At 71.7% G+C, this 19,479-nt stretch carries 10 protein-coding genes; 6 read left to right on the forward strand and 4 right to left on the reverse strand.

The genetic code is table 11. From position 1 onward, the window contains the following. Positions 1-134: 134 nt before the first annotated feature. From ACIHCX_RS19245 to ACIHCX_RS19260, 4 genes are all read left to right on the forward strand, one after another. Positions 135-1,094 (forward strand): ABC transporter permease, encoded by a 960-nt coding sequence (locus ACIHCX_RS19245; RefSeq protein WP_400030882.1) that lies wholly within the window; start codon positions 135-137, stop codon positions 1,092-1,094. Beyond that, entirely contained in the window at positions 1,091-1,990 is a 900-nt protein-coding gene (locus ACIHCX_RS19250) for an ABC transporter permease (RefSeq protein ID WP_400030884.1), read from the forward strand. Before ACIHCX_RS19245 ends, ACIHCX_RS19250 begins: the two co-directional genes overlap by 4 nt. Beyond that, entirely contained in the window at positions 1,987-3,765 is a 1,779-nt protein-coding gene (locus tag ACIHCX_RS19255; protein ID WP_400030886.1) for a dipeptide ABC transporter ATP-binding protein, read from the forward strand. Before ACIHCX_RS19250 ends, ACIHCX_RS19255 begins: the two co-directional genes overlap by 4 nt. 62 nt (positions 3,766-3,827) lie before the next feature. Then, positions 3,828-4,748 carry an ROK family protein gene (locus tag ACIHCX_RS19260; RefSeq protein ID WP_400031350.1) on the forward strand — a complete coding sequence of 307 codons (921 nt, stop codon included), beginning with the start codon at positions 3,828-3,830 and terminating at the stop codon, positions 4,746-4,748. Between the two features lie 139 nt (positions 4,749-4,887). Here the strand turns inward: ACIHCX_RS19260 and ACIHCX_RS19265 are convergent, their stop codons facing one another. After that, entirely contained in the window at positions 4,888-6,183 is a 1,296-nt protein-coding gene (locus tag ACIHCX_RS19265; protein ID WP_400030888.1) for an alpha/beta hydrolase family protein, read from the reverse strand. 366 nt (positions 6,184-6,549) lie between these two features. Here ACIHCX_RS19265 and ACIHCX_RS19270 point away from each other — a divergent pair, with 366 nt between their 5' ends. Next, positions 6,550-6,819 carry a hypothetical protein gene (locus ACIHCX_RS19270; protein WP_400030890.1) on the forward strand — a complete coding sequence of 90 codons (270 nt, stop codon included), beginning with the start codon at positions 6,550-6,552 and terminating at the stop codon, positions 6,817-6,819. 161 nt (positions 6,820-6,980) lie between these two features. After that, positions 6,981-7,658 (forward strand): DUF429 domain-containing protein, encoded by a 678-nt coding sequence (locus ACIHCX_RS19275; protein ID WP_400030892.1) that lies wholly within the window; start codon positions 6,981-6,983, stop codon positions 7,656-7,658. Between the two features lie 83 nt (positions 7,659-7,741). Here the strand turns inward: ACIHCX_RS19275 and ACIHCX_RS19280 are convergent, their stop codons facing one another. Genes ACIHCX_RS19280 through ACIHCX_RS19290 form a run of 3 tightly spaced genes read right to left on the reverse strand, consistent with a single transcriptional unit; the run spans position 7,742 to position 19,457 of the window. Further along, positions 7,742-8,560: an RICIN domain-containing protein gene (locus tag ACIHCX_RS19280; protein ID WP_400030894.1), complete on the reverse strand. Its 819-nt coding sequence runs from the start codon at positions 8,558-8,560 to the stop codon at positions 7,742-7,744. Between the two features lie 29 nt (positions 8,561-8,589). Beyond that, positions 8,590-11,202, reverse strand: coding sequence for a right-handed parallel beta-helix repeat-containing protein (locus ACIHCX_RS19285; protein ID WP_400030896.1), 2,613 nt, complete (start codon positions 11,200-11,202; stop codon positions 8,590-8,592). Then, complete coding sequence (locus tag ACIHCX_RS19290; protein WP_400030898.1) at positions 11,202-19,457, reverse strand: hypothetical protein; 8,256 nt, start codon at positions 19,455-19,457, stop codon at positions 11,202-11,204. The genes ACIHCX_RS19285 and ACIHCX_RS19290 overlap by 1 nt, the downstream gene beginning before the upstream one ends. Positions 19,458-19,479 lie beyond the last annotated feature (22 nt).

Consider the following 19,479-nt stretch of genomic DNA (forward strand, 5'->3'; position numbering starts at 1 on the left):
AGCCTGCCGGTTGCCGGGGCCCGCGCGCGTTCGCGCCACACCGGCACCCCTCCGCACCGACACCCACGTCGCAGTGACGTCCATGTCCAGGTGACACCCGCGCGCACCACAGAGACGAAGCGACCGGAAAACACATGAGCACTTCCTCGTACCTGATCAGACGCGTCCTCCAGGCCGTCGCGGTGATCGTCATCGTGACGATCGTCGTCTTCGGCCTGCTGCACGCGTTGCCCGGAGGCCCCGCACGCGGGATCCTCGGGCCGCAGGCCACCGCACAGCAGATCGCCCGCTTCAACCACGAACAGGGCCTCGACAAGTCCCTGCCCGTGCAGTACTTCTACTACCTCGGCCAACTGCTGCACGGGGACCTCGGAACCTCGTACACCCTCAACGAGCCGGTTTCCCAGCTCATCGCCGAGCGGCTGCCGAAGACCCTGGTCCTCACCGTGCTGTCGGCGCTCGTCGGCCTCGTCCTGGCGATCCCGCTGGGCATGTGGCAGGCCATGCGCCGCAACAAGCCGGTGGACTACGTCATCACCACGCTGAGCTTCATCGCCTACTCCACGCCCGTGTACTTCCTCGGGCTGATCCTGGTGCTGGTCTTCAGCCAGATGCTGGCGTGGTTCCCGTCGCAGGCTCCGCAGGGCGAGACGCTGGGCCAGGTGCTCTCCGACCCGCAGGCCCTGGTGCTGCCGGTGGTCGCGGGCGCGGCCTCCATGGTCGCGGTGTTCAGCCGCTACATGCGGTCGGCCACCCTGGAGAACCTCTCCGAGGACTACGTCCGCACGGCCAGGGCGGGCGGCTCCCGCTCCCAGGCCATCCTGTGGCGGCATGTGTTCCGCAACTCGCTGACGCCCGTGGTCGCCATGCTCGGCTACTACGTGCCGGTGCTCTTCGGCGGCGCCCTGGTCGTCGAGCAGCTCTTCAACTACCCCGGCATGGGGCTGCTGTTCTGGACCGCGGCGCAGTCCTCCGACTACCCGGTCCTGCTGGGCTGCGTCCTGGTGATCGCCGTCGCCACCGTCGTCGGCACCCTGCTCGCCGACATCGTCCAGTGGATCATCGACCCCCGAGTGAAGGCAGGTCGGGCATGAGCGCCGTCATCCAGCCGGACATGGCCCCGGCGAAGGACGCAGCACCGCGCGAGGCCTCCGGCGTACGGCTCGCCGTCCGCCGTTTTCTGCGCAACAAGCTGGCCGTCGTCGGACTCGCCGTCGTGGCCTTCTTCTTCCTGTTCTGCTTCGTCGGTCCGCTGGTGTACTCCACCGACCAGACCCACACCCTGCTCCAGCAGGTCAACCTCGCCCCCAGCGGCGCGCACTGGCTCGGCACCGACGCCGTCGGACACGACGAGCTGGGCCGGCTGATGTACGGCGGCAAGGTCTCCCTGATCGTCGGCCTCGCGGCGGGCGTCCTCGCCACCGTCATCGGCACCCTGTGGGGCGCCGCCGCCGGTTACGCGGGCGGCTGGATCGACGCCGTGATGATGCGGATCGTCGACGCCGGCATCGCCATCCCCGCGCTGTTCATCCTGCTGGTGGTCTCCGCCATCACCACGCCGGGCCTGACCGGTCTCGTCCTCATCCTGGGCCTGGTGTCCTGGCTGGTGCCGTCCCGGCTGGTCCGCGCCGAGACACTGACCCTGAAGAACCGGGACTACGTCCTGACCCTGCGCGCCATCGGCGGCACGCACGCCCGGGCCATCCTGCGTCACATCCTGCCGAACTCGGTCTCGACCATCATCGTCGCCGCGACCTTCCAGGTCGCCGATGCCATCCTGCTGGTCGCCTATGTCTCCTATCTGGGCATGGGAGTCCGGCCGCCGCAGACCGACTGGGGCGGCATGCTCTCCGCCGGTCTCACCGCCGCCTACTCCGGCTACTGGTGGCTCATCCTGCCGCCCGGCCTGGCCATCATCCTGGTGGTGTGGGCGTTCAACGCGATCGGGGACGGACTCCGCGACGCATTCGATGTGAGGGGACGCGGATGACCGCCACCACCAAGGGCTCCGCCGCCCGCGCCGCGACGTCCGGCCCGATCCTCGAACTCGACGACCTCGGCGTCGTCTTCACCACCGAGACCGGCGACGTACCCGCGGTCAGGGGCGTGTCCCTCCAGGTCCGACCGGGCGAGACGCTGGCGCTGGTCGGCGAGTCCGGCTCCGGCAAGTCGACCGTCGCGCTCGCCGCGATGGGCCTGCTCGCCGGGAACGCCCGCGCCACCGGCAGCGCCGTCATCGCCGGCACCCAGATCGTCGGCGCCTCCGAGAACGGTCTCGCGGCACTGCGCGGCAAGACCGTCTCCATGGTGTTCCAGGAGCCGGCCACCGCGCTCGACCCGCTCACCCGGATCGGGAAGCAGATCGCCGAGGTGATCCGCAACCACCGCGAGGTGTCCCCCAAGGAAGCCGCCGCCGAGGCCGTCGAGTTGCTGCGCAGGGTCGGCATCCCCGAACCGGAGAAGCGCGCCCGCGCCTACCCGTTCCAGCTCTCCGGCGGACAGCGCCAGCGGGTGGTGATCGCCATGGCCATCGCCAACGAGCCCGTCCTGCTCATCGCCGATGAGCCGACCACCGCCCTCGACGTGACCGTGCAGGCCGAGATCCTCGATCTGCTGCGGAGGCTCGCCGTCGAGACCGGCACCGGAGTGCTGCTCGTCACCCACAACATGGGCGTCGTCGCCGACTTCGCGGACCGGGTCGCCGTCATGTACCAGGGCGAGATCGTGGAGAGCGGATCGGTCGAGGACGTCCTGCTGCGCCCCTCCCACGACTACACCCGGCGCCTGCTGGCCGCCGTGCCCCGGCTGTCCGTCGCCGAGGCCGCGGACGGCACCGGCCGGCTTGCCGCGTCCGTGCCGGCCCAGACGAACCGTTCCGCGGCCGAGCCGTCGGCCCCGCCCGCTGGGACCGACCGGCCCGGGAGCGAGCCGGTGGTCGAACTGCGTGACATCAGTGTGGTGTTCGGCCGTGGCAGGGCCGCCGTACGCGCCCTCGACGGAGTGTCGTTCCGGGTCGGGCCGGCGGAGACCGTGGGTCTGGTCGGCGAGTCCGGCTCCGGCAAGTCGACCGCTGCCCGGGTCGCGCTCGGCCTGATCCCCCCCACCTCCGGGACCGTCTCCCTGTTCGGCACCGACCTCGGCCGCACCCGCGCCCGGGCCCGGCGCGCCCTGCGCTCCGGCATCGGTGTCGTCCTCCAGGACCCGGTGGCCTCCCTCGACGCCCGTATGACCGTCGGCGAGTGCATCGCCGAACCGCTCCGGGTACACCGTCACGATCTGTCCGCCAAGGACCGGCAGGCCAAGGTGGCCGCCGTCCTCGACCGGGTCCGGCTGCCCCGCGAACTCGCCCGGCGCGCCCCCCGCGAACTGTCCGGCGGACAGCGCCAGCGGGTCAGCCTGGCCCGCGCCCTGGTCCTGGAACCCCGGCTGCTGGTCGCCGACGAACCCACCAGCGCGCTCGACGTGAGCGTGCAGGAAGCGGTCCTGGAGGTCATCGCCGAGCTCCAGGGCGAACTGGGCTTCGCCTGCCTGTTCGTCTCCCACGACCTCGCCGTGGTGCAGCACTTCGCGCAGCGCGTCGTCGTGATGCGCGCCGGCCGCATCGAGGAGCAGGGCTCCACCGGGACGACGCTGCTGCATCCGGAGACCGACTACACCCGCCGTCTGCTGGCCGCCGTGCCGGTGCCCGATCCGGTGGTGCAGCGGGGCCGCCGAGCCGAACGCCTGGCCACTCTCGCGGCCGGCCGTACGGAGGCCCAGGCGTGACCGGCCCTCTACCTTCCCCCCACACCCCGCAGGACTCCGCCATTTCCAGCACTCTCCGGCCGCTGTTCGCCGGCATCGACATCGGCGGCACCACCACCCAGGTGGTGCTCTGCTCCGACGACCTGACCGTCCTCGACCGCGCGGAGACCACCACCCCGGCGCAGGAGGGCGGCCGGGCCATGGTCGGCGCCGCGCTCGACGCGCTCGCCCCGCTGCTGGCCCGCACCCCGGGCCGCCTGGTGGGCGCCGGAATCGGTGCCGCCGGGGTGGTGGACTCCGCGAACGGCCGCATCCTGGTCGCCAGCGACTCCTTCCGCGGCTGGGCCGGCTTCGCCGTCACCGCCGCCGTCGAGGAAGCCCTCGGCGTCCCGGCCTTCCTGGACAACGACGTCAACGCCTTCCTCTACGGGGAGGTCTACGGCGGAGCGGTGCGCGGCGAGACCGACGTCCTCGGCATGACCCTGGGGACCGGCGTCGGCGGCGCCCTGTGGACCGACGGCGCCCTGTACACGGGTCCGCACGGCGCGGCCGGCGAGATCGGGCACATCCCCGGCTTCGGTGACCTGCCCTGCTCCTGCGGCGGCCGGGGCCATCTGGAGACGTTGGCCTCCGGCCGCTCCATCGGGGCTCGTTACGCCGACCGCACCGGCCGGCACCTCACCGCCCGCGAGGTCGCCGAGGCCGCCGCCCGAGGCGACGAGGACGCGCTCGCGGTGTACCGCGGCGCAGGAGAAGGCATCGCCCGGGCGATCGTGATCACGGCGGGCGTCGTCGACATCACCACGGTGGTCGTCGGCGGCGGCGTCAGCCGCGCCTGGCCCCTGCTGGAGCCCGTCGTCCTGTCCGCCCTCGCCGCCGACCCCCCGGTCAGCGGCCACCCCGTCCGCCTGGTCAAGGCCGCCCTGGCCTCCGACGCCGTCCCGGTCGGCGCCGCCGCCCGCGCCCGACGCGAACTGGGCACAGAGGTGAGAGCGACGGCGTAGGGACAGGACCCCCGGCCCCCCGAAGTCCGCGGGCCCGACCCGCGGACCACACCGGCATGCCGGCCCGGGTAGGCGTGGAGCCGGCGCTGTGAGCCGTTCCAAGCAAAATGAAACAGACACAGGAGAACCAAACGCTCACTTACTCGTCGCCGAGGACAACCTCGGGGAGACCGTGCCGGTAGGGAGGGCGATCAGACCACGGGGTTCGCCTGATCCGGCCGTCCTGGCCGACGAGCGTCAGCGTGCTTTCAGGAATACGCCCGGCGAGGCAATCTGCGAACCAGTCGGCGATGTATGTCAGCTCGTTGACAGAGGCGCTGGACGGCGTCTTGTGCAGAGTATGACGCTCTCCCTGGAGCAGCATCAGCTCCTTCGGCGCGGAGACGTCGTCCAGGAGAGCGAAGGTCGATTCCAGCGCGGTGAGCTCGTCATCCTCACCGCCGATCGCCAGATAGGGGCAGTGGACAAGTTTTCCCAGGCCCTCGACGGTTATCAGGTCGGAGGCCGCTGCATCGAACTCGTTCTCGTCGTCGTACCCGGCCATGTACATGAACCGCGCTTTGAACGTTGGGGAGGCTTCTCCGAAGATCGCGGGTCCACCCCGTTCTTGGCAGAGGTAGACGACGGCACAGGCCTTGATGCGGTCGTTGTGGGCAGCGGCTTGCGTGGCCCACATCGACCCCATGCTGATCCCGCGTACCGCGATGCGCGACTGATCGATCTCCGGTTGGCCTTCCAGCCAATCGAGTGCAGCGGCGGTTGCTATGGGAAAGTCACCCGGCCGGACCCATATCTCGCGCAGCGTGCAGCTGGCCTGTCCGGGCCCGTCCAGCGCCAACACCGCGAGCCCCCGCTCAAGAATCGGATCTCCATAGAGGCCAACGAGCATTTCCTTTGCGGAATCCATCCCGCCGATACTGATCACGCACCCCACTGGCTGGTCTGCGCCGGCACCGGGCGGCAGATGCAACCAGCCGGGAAGAGAGCGCTCGCCCCACGGCAACTCAACTTGTCGAACAGGGTGGTCGGCGGTCCTGGCGTACGCTGCGTAGGCGGCGTTCTTGAGCGACTCGAGGCGATGGTTCTCCTCGGTGTTCTCGAAGATTGGCCACTGCGCCTGGCTGAACAGGACGCTGGCAATGAAGCTGTGTTCACGCTCGCTGACTTCGTGACCGGCTAGTCGAGCATCTTCCGCGCGCCGCAGTCGCGCGAGCCCGACGGCCGCGAATTCCCGAGCAATGTCATCGAACTTCTCGACCCGGTTGCTGACCCGCTCGAAATCCGGTCGAGCCGGAAACCCGCACGGCCCCATCGCATACCCGATGCGACCTTGATCCCATTCCAATCCGACAGTCTGGATGACGGCATCGAGCAGCCAGCGCTGCTCGGCAAAGCGGCGTGTCCGTCGTGTCGCGTGAGGAGTGAGAATGGCCATGGCCGACACCTCCTGTAGGGCGCAGATGGTCGCCCAGGGCCGCGGCCGAAGCTCGGGCGCGAATCGGCGCATGCCGTTAATCGAGTTGAGTAGTTGCCCATCCAACTGATATCGGAGGCCGGGCCCTGGACTTCGGGCACTCGAGCGGGACCTCATACAGTCGGCTGTATTCTCACATTCTCTCGCAGTCGCGATGGCGGGCAAACCCGGTCGACCCCCAGGGTGAAGCCCCGGGCCTCGGGATCGGGCCGCCTTCGTCATCCCGCTCGGTGGCCCGACCGAGAACCTCTGGTCAACCTCGCGCCTTCGACCGTGTCACGGTGAAAGGTGGGCGGGTCGGGCCGCGCGGCGGCCTATGGTAGAGGCATGGGCGAGATCGTCGTCGTGTACGAGGTCGACAAGGGGGCGGACACACGTGGACCGCGTGGTGAGGAGTGGCTCGTCCGCCGGGTGCACGCGGCGCCCGCCGCGCCGGGTTCCCCCGGCACGACCGGACCACGAACCCTCTGCGGCAAGGACACCTTCGCCATGGAGACGACCCGCTGGAAGCCCTCCGAGCGCCCTGAGACACCGTGGTACCCCGTGGAGTACGCAACCGCGATCTGCTCCGACTGCGATGCCGTGATGGAGACCTGACCGGCGCGCCGACTACCCTGACGCGGCCGCGTTGCCCGGTGGTATCGGGGCGGCGGAGAACCTGTAGGTCAGCGTGTTCGACCTGTCACAGCTGCTGTCCCGTCCGCTGCCGACAGTGGACGGGCCGGTACCTTTCGGTCCGAGTGGGTCTGGGGGATGGGATGGACGTCCTGGGGATCGACGCCTGCGGTAAGCAGGGGTGGGTGGGGATTCGGCTCAGCGGCGGCGCGTACGCGGGAAGTCTGGTGGCCGTATCTCTCGATACGCTGATCCAGCGTGCCGGTGCGGTAGCGGCGATCGCGGTGGACATGCCGCTGGGTCTTGGTGAGAAGGGCTGGCGTGCCGCTGATCTCGCGGCCAAGGCGCTGCTGGGAACGCGACGCAGCAGCGTTTTCCTCATCGCGCCACGGCCCGCGTGGCAGGAGCTTGATTATCCGGCAGCCGCAAACCGGTGCCAGGAGCTCACCGGGAGCCGGCTGAGCCAGCAGGCGTGGGCGCTGGCACCGAAACTTCTCGAGGCTCGGGCGTGCTGGCTTGCCGATGAACGCATTCACGAGGTGCACCCCGAGGTGTCCTTCCAAGCCTTGGCCGGCGGGGTGCCACTGGCCTACGCCAAGAAGACCTGGCGCGGCCAGAGCCTGCGCCGCGCACTGCTGGCCGAGGCGGGCCTCGTGCTCCCGGACGAACTCGGAGAGGCCGATCGGGTCGCCGTGGACGATGTACTCGACGCCACTGCCGCCGCCTGGTCGGCGCACCGGATCGCGCTCGGGATCGCAGAGCGGGTTCCCATGGTGCCCGAACCGGACGTGGAGGGCCGCCTCATCGAGATTCGATACTGACTGATTCATCACGTAACAGGTCGTGTGCACGGAGACGGCTGCGGCGTCCCCCAGCACAGTCCGCCCGGGTCGAGAGCCCGGTGTCAGGGCACGTTCCACTTCTGAGCCGCGTTGGCGGAGCACCAGGCGATCTGGAGGGGCGTCCCGTCCGTCGTGTCGGCGTTGGCCACGTCGAGGCACTTGTCGGCCGCGACGTTGACGATGTCGTAACCGGGCGAGTAGCGCCACTGCATGACGTCGGTCGCGTCGCATGCGTCCATCACGACCCGGGTGCCGTCGTCCGTGTAGCGGTTGGCCAGTGAGAGGCAGCGGCCGTTCTTCTGGAGGGTGCCGTCGGCGGCGAACTTCCACTGCTGGTCGGGGCTGCCGTTGCAGGTGTAGAGCTGGAGCGTGCTGTCGACGAGCTGCACGCACTTGCCGACGAACGGGTCGTAGCGGCCGGCGATGGCGCCGACCGGCCGGGAGAAGTCCTCCGTGGGCGCCTGCACGGTGTTGCTGTCCTGGGTCGTCGCGTCCGGGGTCGACCTCGGTTTCTTCTGCTCGGCCCGCTCGGTGGGGGGCTGCACGGGCGGCTGCTGGACGGTGACGTGCTCCACCGTCTTCTGCTGCTTCACCGGGTCCTCGCTCGGCGAGGCGGAGGACGCCGACGGCGTGGGCTCGCTCGGGGACGGCGATACGGACTCCGTTACCACGGGCACGGTGGACGCGGCGGTCACGGCCGTAGCGTCACGGCCGCCGGCGCCGAACGTCACGTGCTGCGCCAGCGAGGCGGACAGGGTGACCGTGGCGGTCGCGGCGGCGGTCCAGCCGACCGTCGCCCAGACCCGGCGGCCGGGGACCATGCCGCGCGGGGCACGGGCCGGCTTGTCGCGGAAGGTGTCGGCGAAACGCTGCGAGGACATGACGATCGGGCTCCAGAAGGCGTCGGGGGTTACAGCAGGTCCTGTTCGTCCAGCTGGATGAGCTGGGCGGAATCGGGCGAGGTCAGCTCGGCGACCCGCAGCGCCTGCCGTTCCGTCATCCGCTGGAAGAGCTGACGGGCGGTGCGTCCGTTGCCGAACTGGGCGTTGCGCGGGATCCGCTCGACGTACGCGGTGAGCGCCCGGTGGGCGGTGGGGGTCAGCTCGTACTGGTGCCGCTGCGCGTGGTGTTCGACGATGCTGACCAGCTCGGCCGAGGTGTAGTCGGCGAAGAGCAGGGTGCGGGTGAAGCGGGAGGACAGACCTGGGTTGGAGGTGACAAAGCGGCCCATGTCGTCGGGGTAGCCGGCGGCGATCACCACGACCTCGTCCCGGTGGTCCTCCATCAGCTTGACCAGGGTGGCGATGGCCTCCGTTCCGAAGTCGTTGGCGGCGCCCGCCGGGACCAGGGCGTACGCCTCGTCGATGAAGAGCACTCCGCCGCGGGCGCGGTGGAACGCCTCGGTGGTCTTGGGCCCGGTGTGACCGACGTACTCGCCGACCAGCGCACTGCGGTCGACCTCCACCAGATGGCCCCGCGCGAGCAGACCGAGGGCTTTGAGAAGCCGCCCGTAGAGGCGGGCCACCGTCGTCTTGCCGGTGCCCGGGTTGCCCGCGAAGACCAGGTGACGGCTGAGCGGCGGCGCGGGCAGCCCGGCCTGCTCCCGCAGCCGCACCGTCTGCATCAGCTTGACCATGCCGCTCACATCACGCTTCACGCCGTCCAGACCGACCAGCTCGTCCAGTTCGGCCAGCAGGTCCTCCAGGGTCTCCGGCTCCGGTTCGGGCTCGCCCTGCTGCCACAGGTCGTCCGCGCCCGCCCCGGGCGTACTCTCGGCGGCCGGAGCGTCCGGGCGGTCGGGGGTGAAGGGCGTGAGCGGAGCCGCCGGGGGCGCCCCCGTGCGGTCGGCCAGCGTCGGCAGCACGGTCGTGCGCACCCGAACCGCCGCGCAGTCCTCGAACACCGGCTGCGCTCCGTCGGCGAGACCCACGTCCTGTCCGCAGTCGAACACCCGGCAGCCGCGGAACCGTACGTCGGCGCCCTTGCCGACGTGCAGCGCGGGGAACGTGGAGCCCGACAGGTCACAGTGGTCGAACGTGCCGGTGACGGCCTCACCGGCCAGGATTCCGTTCTTCCCGCAGTCCTCGATCCGCACCGCGCGCACCTCGGCGGCGGCGCCCCGCTCCAGCACCAGCCCGCTTCCCGCGGCGCCGGTGACCGTGCCGCCGGCCATCCGCAGGCGGCCCCCGGCGTCCACGGTCACGCCCGCGCCGCCCACCTGGGCCACCCGGGTGCCGGTCAGCTCGACCGAGGACTCCACGCCCACCTCGACACCGCTGCGCCGCTGCCCGCCCACCGAGCAGTCCCGCAGCTCGGACGGCTCCTCGGCGGCCGACCGCAGCCGTACCCCGGTCTCGCCGCCCCTCACCCGGACCGTGTCCAGCACCGCGCGCGCCTCGCCCTCCACGTGCACTCCGCAGACCCGGAAGCCGTCCAGCGAGCTCTCCGCCACCTCGGCCCGTGCCCGCTGCGCCGCCGCAAGACCGTGGTCGCCGGTGCCGCGCACCCGGCAGCCCGTCACCTGGGCGTGCGCCTGCCCGCCCAGGTGGAGCGCGGTGGCGCCGGCCCGGTCGAACTCCGAGTCTGCGAGGGTCACCGCCGTGGCGTCGGTGGCAAGCACCGCGTGCCCGCCGGACTCGGTCACCCGGCAGCCCCGCGCGGTCAGCCGGGACGCCTCGTTCGCGACCACGCCGTGGTCGCCGGCCCCGGTGATCCGGCAGTCCGTCAGCTCGGCCCGCGCCTGGTGCGAGACCTGCACCCCCGATCCGGTCGGCCGCTCGATCCGGCAGGCGGTCAGCAGTACTTCGGCGGTGTCCTGCACCAGCACGCCGTTGCGGCCCGCTCCGGTCAGGGCGCAGTCCGCGGCCAGCAGCCGGCCGCTGCCCCGGGCGCGCAGCGCGGAGCCGGAGGTTCCCTCGATCCGCAGCCCCTCGGCGAGCAGTACCGCCGAGCCGGAGAGCACCGCGCCGATGCCCTCCACCTCGTGGATCAGCGTGTCCTCGACGCGGGCCCGCGCGTCCCCGGTCAGATGCAGTGCCGTGTTCCGCACGGAGCCCAGCCGGGTGCGGCGCAGCAGCAGCACCCCGCCGCCGTCGACGGGGTCGGACAGCTCGGCGGACAGGTCGTCGTCGAGTCCCAGGGCGGTGTTGGCCACCGCGGAGGCGCCCGACGCGGAGCCGGTCACCTCGACCCGGCCGCCGCTCAGTTCGCAGTCGACGAGGGTCAGCCCGGCCGCGTCGGCGACCCGGACCAGTACCTCCGCCGGGTCCGCGCCCCGCAGCACCAGACCGGTGAGCGCACAGCCCGGGGCGGACACGGTCAGGGCGGGCCCGCCGGGGGAACGCAGCTCCACCGAGCCGGAGCCGGCCTCCGGCTCCAGGGTGACGCGCCGGGTGAGCCGCAGGGACTCCTCGTAGGTGCCCGGCGCGATCCGCACCACGGCGCCGGCGGGCGCGGCGGCCAGGGCGGCGGCGAGGGTGCGATGGGCGCCCCGGCCCTTCGGCGCGACGTGGACGACTGTCATCACTGCCCCCCGTTCGCGCCCGGTGCCTCGCCCGAGCCCTGGTAGTAGCCCGGCTGGGCGGACTTGACGATCGCCCCCGACAGATACAGGTTGGAGAAGATCTTGTCCACCAGCTTGCCCAGGCCGCCGACGGCGAAGATGTCGAAGAAGCCCTGGCGGTGGTACGAGCGGCCGCCGAGGTTCTGGATGATCATGGTACGGCCCAGGCCGGTGGTGAGGGCGCCGGCCAGGCTGCCCGCCGCGCCGAGCGCGCCCGCCAACAGGGCGTCCGAGCCGGAGAGATGGTGGACATGGCCGTCCTTGTCCTTCACTCCGAAGATCGCGGAGGACGCGGCCCCGCCGACGAATCCGGAGACGGCGCCGCTGACCAGGCCGACCCCGAAGTCGTAGGTGCCCGACCGCCAGCGGGTCACCTTCTCGTTGCCGGCGAACTCGGCCGCCCAGGAGTCGTCGTTGGGGCGGCGCGTGAACGGGTTGCCCTGGTCGATCTGGCTGAGCCCGGTCTTCCAGGGGCCGCCGCGGTGGGCGGCGAAGTGCCCGGCGCTGAACGTCCCCTTCACACTGGCGCCGACGGTCGCGCCGAAGGCGGCGCGGGCGACGTCCTTGGGCGTGAACGGGGTTCCGTTGACGGCGCTGACGATGCCGGAGACGATGAGGTTCATCGTGAAGTCGAGCACCCACTCCTGCACGAACTCCACGGCGAGCGCGGTCGCGACCCGGCCGAGGAACGGGGTGGTGGTGGAGACGCCGTTCGCGGTGGCGCCCCACTCCCAGCGGTTGACCTCGCGCAGCATCCGGCTGTAGCCGCGGTACTCGTTGAACGCGCCGGTGAAGTTGGTCTCCCGGCCGATCAGCGAGACGTTGGTGCGGCCGAAGGTGTCGGTGTCGGTGTGCCAGACGTACCCGGGGATGGTCCGCTCGTCGATCATCGTGATGCCGTCGGCGCCGAACCGGCGCCACTGCTTGTGCCAGTCCTCGCTCTCCAGGAAGGTGCCGTCCGACAGTTCGACCTTGCGGCCCAGTTCGAGGCCGTTCTCGTACTCCTTGAAGACATGCGGGTTGTGGGTGCCGCCCGGGTCGGGCAGATACTCGCGGACCCGGTGCGGGGCGTCGGTGAACCATCCGGCGCCGGCGGGCTTGGCGGGGATCTCCTGGATCTTGAGGTTGCCCTGGCCGGCCAGGTGGTCCTCCCAGCGGGCGCCGGGCTCCCACCGCATCAGCCCGTTGCCGTCCGCGTCGAACCAGTGCCGCACCCGGTCGGCGGGCCCGGTCCCGAAGGCCTTGATCTCCCCGTCCGCGCCGGTCTTGTTCCAGTGCCAGGTCTCCCGGCCGCCCGGCCCGCGCACCGCCCAGGCGTCCACGGTGGTGCCGTCCTTGAACAGATGGTGTTCGCGGATCAGCCGGTCGCCCAGGAAGTCCTGGTACGACTCCCGGTCCCAGCCCCAGTGGGTCATGTCGCCGCGGTTGAAGTTGAGTTTGCGCACGCCCTCGTTGCCGAGGCTGTCGTGCCAGCGCAGTTCCCCGCCGCGCAGCATGTCCGTGGTGGTGACCTGGACTGGCAGGCCGCCACCGGTGTGCGGCTCGGGCCAGGTGTCCTGGCGGGCGACGACCAGGCCGTGGTGGTCGTAGTGGGTCCAGTCGCCGGCGCCGGCGTGTCCGGTGCGGGCATCGGGGCCGGGCGCCGGGCGGTAGTCGATTACCGTGCCGTCGTCGAGGCCGACCCGGACCACGTTCCACTGCTTGCCCGCGTTCGGCGTGTACCAGTCGCCGTCGGCGAGGTCGTCCGTGACCTTGTCCTGCCAGCGGATGCGCCGGGTGTCCACGCCGGGGACGTTGGCGAAGTCGGTGCGGTCGAAGGTGCGATGGCCCTGCGGCCTGCCCTCGCCCTGGGACCAGGGCAGATGGCCGTCCCGGCGGCCCACTCCGTCCGGCAGCTTCACATCGCCGGCGGTGACGGTGTCGCCGCCGAGCAGCTTGCGGGTGTCGCGGAGGATCTCGCCGTCGCGGGCGATGTCGGTGATCGCGCCGTTCTGGCTGACGAACCGCACGCCCTGGGTGACGGTCTTCCCGTCGGCCGAGGTCTGTGTCCAGTGGTGTATCTGGAGCTTGCTGTCCTTCGCGAGCCAGGGCACGTTGTCGAAGTTCACGGCGCGGTAGTCGCCGCTCGCCAGCCAGCGGAAGGCCACCGGGGGGCGCTGCTCGGCGAACCGCCGGCTCTCCAGGAAGTCGCCGTTCTTCAGCGTCAGCCCGCGTCCGTTCTCCTTGCCGTGCGCCGACCAGGAGGTGAAGTCCTTCTTCGGTACGCCGTCCGCGCCGATCTCCAGCTGGTGGTAGCGGCGCACATCGTGCGGGTCGAGGGTGAAGCGGCCCCACTTCTCGTGCACCACGACCGTCTCGCCCGAGTGCGGATGGACCATGGTGTCGGTATAGCCGCGGCCGGGCCCCCAGGACCGGGTGCCGTGGGCGATCTCCTTGAACTCGGCGTCGAAACGGGTCCAGTCCGTCGTCGCGAGGCTCTGGGCGAACGGATGCCGGTCCAGGTTCGCCAGGACATGGCCGCCGTCCGGGTTCTCCTGGAAGTGGCGTACGCGGGTGTCGACGCCCTTGGACGTCGTCACATCGAACCAGCTCCGGCCGCTCTCGCCCCAGTGCCGGGTGCCGACCCGGGCCACGCCGCCGTTGGCGTCGAACTCCGTCCACACACCGTGCTGGTTGAGTCGCCCGAAGGTGCCGACGCCCGCCGTGGAGTGGTACGCGTCCACCGAGTGCCCGTTCGGCAGCGGGCGCCGTTCCATGACCTCCACACCGGAGCCGCTGAGCAGTTTGACCCGCCCGTTGCCGAGGCCCTTGGTCTCGACGGTGCCGAAGTCGTACCAGTGGCGGGCGCCGTGCTGCGCGACCGCCTGTCCGGCCCCGTCCAGGGTGACCCGCTGCCAGGTCGGCTTGCTCCCGTCCGCCGGGTGGGTGACCAGCAGATGCTCGTTCGGCTTGGGGACGCCCTTGTCGTTGACGTTGATCCGCTGCCCGGTGAGCTTGCCGTGCACGTCGTACACCGTGAACTCGCCGCTGCGGGGGCCCGTGGTGTGGTCGAAGCGGTAACCGCCGCCGGGGTCCTGGGCGAACGTCCCGTGCCCAGCCGGGGGGACGGCGGTCAGATCGCCGTCGAGCAGCGCATGGGTGTCCGTGCGCACGAAGCGGGTGCCCACGCTGTCGGAGAGCTGCACCATGTCGAACTGGTGCGCGCCCTGGGCGTCGGTGACCTGGAAGATGTGGGCGCCGTCGCCGGGCGGGGTGATGGTGTGCTCCAGGCCGCCGCCCGCGCCGTGCAGCCGTACCTCGCCGTTCACGGTGGTGACCCGGAAGCCGCCGTTCGGGCGGGCGGTGACCGTGGTGCCGGCGACCTTGGCGAGGTCGGCGTCGAGCAGTTCCAGGCCGCCGCCCGGGTGCAGTCGTACGGCCGTCCCGTCGGCGAGGCCGGTCAGGGTGTACTTCAGTCCGCCGTCGTTGCCGTGCACGCGGATGCTGTCCGGGCCGGTGACGACGAGGGTGCCGTCCGCGCGGGAGGTGAGGGTGTGGTGCGGGACGGGCGCGCCGTCGGCGGCGTGCAGGGTCGGGGCGCCGCCGGCGGTGGTCGGCACATGCACGAGGTGGTCCGTGCCCGCCAGCGCGACGACATGGCCGGTCTGGCCGCCCTGGGCGTCGAGCGCGACATGGCCGTGCGGGCCCTGGACGCGGAAGCCGTCGGCGCCCGGGACCACCCGGGCGCCGTCCAGACGGGGCGTCGCACCGTCGGCGCCGAGGTGGATGTCCCGGCCGCGGTAGAGGCCGTCCTGGACGGTGAGCAGATGGTCGGTGTGGACGCCCCGGCCGTCGTAGACGGTGGTGCGGTTGCCGCCCGCGGGGACATGGAACTCGTTGCCGACGCGGGTGACCGGGCCCTGGGCGATCCCGTCCGCGTTCACCCGCAGCGGGGCGCCGCCGCCCACCGGGAGGTGGACCAGGTCCTGGGTGCCCTGGAGCGGGACGACGTCATGGGTGTACCGGCCGTCGGCGTCGACGACGGCGTGGTGGCCGTCCTCCTGGATCCGGAAGCTCCCGTCGTGCTGTCGGACGACCCGGGCGTCGCCGAGAGCGCCGGTCCCGTCGAGGTCGACCTGCAGGGTGCGGTGGTCGAACGGTCCGCCGTGCAGGTCGAGCAGGTCGTGGGTGTGGGCGCCGCTGAGGTCGTGGACGGAGGTGTGGTGCGGGGGGCCGGGGACATGGAGTTCGTCGCCGACCCGGGTGATCGGTCCCCGTGGGTGTCCGTCCGCGTCCAGACGCATCGGTAGGCCGGTGTTCCGGTCCAGATGGACCAGGTCGCCCGTGCCCTGGAGGGTGACCACGTCGTGGGTGTGCACGCCCTGCGCGTCGGCCACGATGTGGTGGGTCCCGTCGTCGATGCGGTACCCGTGGGGCTGCTGGTGGACGGTGGCACCGGGGATGTCGTTGCCGGCGGCGTCGACCAGGTGATGGTTCGCCAGGTTGACATAGGCGCTGTCCTGGACGTCCAGTGCCGTGTGGGAGAAGCGGCCGTCGGCGGTGTGGACGTCGACGACGCCCTGCCCGTTGCGGGGGCTGTGCACATGGAGGACGTCCTGCACCGGGGTGACGGTGACGGTGCCGTGGACCTGGGCGCCCGCGTCGGTGATCTGGAACGTCCGGCCGTCGTGGGCCGGCAGCACGAACAGGCCGTCCGCGGCGCCGCCGCCCGTGAGCCGGGTGCCGGCCCGGGTGCCGAGGCCGGTCGCCGGGTCGTAGAGCTGGAAGCCGCCCGGGGTGGGCAGCACCAGCTCGCCGCCGTGCAGGCCGAGCGGCCCGCCCGGCACCGCGGTGCCCTCCACATGCCGGACGGCGCCGCTGCCCGGGTCGATGCCGACCGTCGCGCCGGAGTGGGTGCCGTCCTGAAGGGTGATCAGGCGTTCCTCGCCGAGCGGACGCAGACCGTTCGGGTCGACGGCGAAGTCCAGGCTGCGGACCTCGACCGCGTTCACGGGCTGCCGTACGTTCACGATCTGGGCGCCGTGCGCGTCGGTGGTGACCCTCGGGTGGACCACGGGCGTGCCGCCGTCGGGCACGACCTGCCGGACGTCGACGATCCCGCCGGGCGTCTCGCCGAAGCGGATCTCGATGCTGTGTCCGCCCGTGCCGGGCAGGTCGAGGACCCGGGAGTGGACGGCGGGAGCGGGCACCAGGGCGGGGCCGGGCACCGGGGCGGGCACGGCGTTCGACGGGCCCACCAGGGCCGGAGCGCCGGAGGCGGCGGGGACGGGCGCGGTGTCCGCCCGCGGGGCCGTGGGCATCAGCTCGATGTCGTCGGAGGCACCCGAGGGCAGATGCTGCACATCACCGAGGCGCGGGTAGTCCGGGGCCTGGAGCGCGTAGTTCCAGCGGTCCGTGCCGCCGCCCGGCAGACCGCGCTCCACGCGCAGCACGTCCTGACCGCCCACCACCTCGTGCACGGCGGTGACGCCCGGGACGCCCTGCGGGTTGTGGACCGTCAGGTTCGTCCCGTGCGGGCCGTTGCCGATGTGGACCTCGACACGGACGCCGGGCAGCGAGGGATCGATCTGGGCGAACGTGTGCTCGAAGTTGAGCCCGCCCACCTGCATCATCCGCACCTCGATCGTCTGGTGCGCGAGGATGGCCAGGTCCACCCGGCCCAGCTTGAACGGGTCCGCGACGAGGGCGCCGGGGCCGGGGGCGGCCAGGCCGCCCGTGGTGGCCGGGGTGGGGGCCGGCGTCGGGGTGATGTGGGAGACGGAGACCGCCGGCGGGACGGCGGGGGTGTCGAGCCGGCCGGTGACCGGGACGGAGGCGTCCAGGCCGGTGGTGGACAGGGCGGGCGGCTGGATCGCGGCGGCGTGCACCGCGGGTGCGTCCACCTGCGTCACCGGGACCGCCGGGGCGTGCACGGCGCCGGCGCCCGGGGCGGCCGTCTCCAGGTGGGGGGCGGCCACCGTCGGGGTCCCCGTCTGGTGCACATCGACCGCGGGGAGGTCCGCCTGGCCCACCGAGGGGATGTCGACACGGGACGGCGCGGGCGCATCGAACCCGGCGGTCGAGCCGCCCATGCCCGGTACGTCGACACGGCCGACGGACGGGACGGTGATGCCGCTGGTGGAGGCATTGAGCCCGGGTACGTCGACGCGGCCCACGGACGGCACCGCGATGCCGTTCGTGGAGGAGGTGGCGCCCGGTACGTCGACGCGGCTCACGGACGGTGTGCTGATCCCGGCGGACGAGGAGCCGGCCGCCGGTACGTCCACGCGGGCGACCGGGGGCACCTCGACGCGGGGCATCCCGCCGACCGCGGGCAGGTCGGTCAGGCGGGCACCCGTCCCGGGCATCTCGATCCGGGTGACCGTCGGCCCGTGCGCCACCGACCCCAGGCTCGGCACGTTGACGTGCCCCACGGAGGGCATGTCGGCCAGTCCCGTCGTCGGCACGTGAACACCACCGACAGAGGGCGTGTGCACCGTGGGCGTCGCCGGCACCTGACCGCCGACGGACGGCATCTCGATCCGCGTCACCCCGGTGCCGGGCACGTTCAGGTGGGGCGCCCCGATCTGCTGCACCGTCACCGATCCGACGCCGTGGCCGGCCGCCGGGACCGACGGCACGTTCAGCCCGTTCAGGTGGGGCGTCGACACCGACGAGACCGGCCCCAGCTGGGGCAGGTGGAGACCGTCCATCCCGCCGAGCCCGCCCGTGGCCGGCAGGTCCACCAGACGCGCCCCGATGCCGGGCGTCGAGGAGGTGACCGAGCCGATCCCGTGGAAACCGCTGAGGTTGACCGTCCCCAGCGAGTCGCTCACCGAGAGTGTCGGCAGTCTGCCGAGTTCCGTTGCCAGTCCGCCCGGGGCGCTCGGGGCGAACTGGCCGAGGTGGAGGGACGGCAACGAGCCGAGGCCCTCCCCGGCCCGCGCGATGTCGAGGCCGGCCGCAACCCCGCCGCTGATCTTGCTGGACGCGCCGAGGAACTGGCCGCCCGCGAAGGCGCCGTACCGGTACATGCCGAAGACGCCCCGATCGATGACGCCGATCTTGAGCGCGAAGGTCAGACCGTGCCCGAGTTCGTCGGCGGCCACCGGCAGGAACAGTCGCAGCACGTTCACCCCGCGCACGCTGTTGAGCATGCCGTGCCCGATCGCGCTGCCGACCCCCTTGATGCCGTTGAGCCCGGTGACCAGGGTCCGGATCCCGAAGAACGTCTTCGCGCCCATCAGGTTGATCACGGTCAGCTCGCTGGCGGCCGGCACGAGGTGGAAGGAGGTGACGAGCGAGTTGCCGCCCATCGTGAAGCCCTTGACACCCGGCATGAACTTCAGGCCGGGTATGTGCGTCATCCCCTCCAGCCCGTGGATGCCCTTCATCCAGACACCGGTGACCTTGACGGTGTCGTCGATGCCGAGGGTCAGCCGGGCGAAGAGCCCGAGCGCGTTGGGCCCGCCGAGGAAGAGGTTCTTGCCGCCCTTCAAGGTGCCGACCAGGATGCTCTTCAGGCCCTTCCACAGATCGGCCAGGCGGATGCCTTTGGTGGTCGGCGCGATGACACCGAGGATCGACAGCACCAGATCGGTTGCGCTCGCCTTGCCCTGCGAGAAGTCCACCGCCGTCTTGATCAGCAGCGCCACGTTGAGCCCGATGGTGAACAGCGCCAGCGGGCCGCCCACGATCATTGCCGGGATGACGAGAATCAGCGCCAGCCAGCCGAGCGCCTTCCAGAACTCGTCGCACTCGTCGATGGGCGAGGCGATGCTCTCCGCCGCGTCGCGCAGCACGCCCGCCGCGGTGCTTGCCGCGTCCGACAGGGTGTGCCTGGCGTCCTCGGCGGTCGCCTTGTGCGCGTCCCGCCCCTCCTGGTCGTCCTCGGCCAGCGCCGCCGCCGCGTCCAGCGCCTCGTCCGCGCGCCGCTGCTGCTCCCGCATCACACCGACATAGGTACGCAGCGCCGACTGGGCGTCCTTGTGCGCCTGCCGGAAGGTGGACACGTAGTTGCGCAGGTCCTGGTCGATCACCTTGCGCAACGCGTCCGCGGTCTCGCCGACGAAGGCGCCGTCCGTGGTGTTCTTGATCTCGGTCAGGCCGGAGTCGATGGTGTCCGCCAGGGTGATCAGATCGTCCTGGGACAGGATCAGCGCGTCGATCCGGTCCGGATCGCCCACTGTGGGGTCGCTGTCCAGGCCGAGGGCACTCCAGTCCGCGGGACGGGCCACCGGGGACGCTCTCCTTCCGATG

The sequence above is a fragment of the Streptomyces sp. NPDC052043 genome (genome assembly GCF_044548235.1).
Lineage (GTDB): Bacteria > Actinomycetota > Actinomycetes > Streptomycetales > Streptomycetaceae > Streptomyces.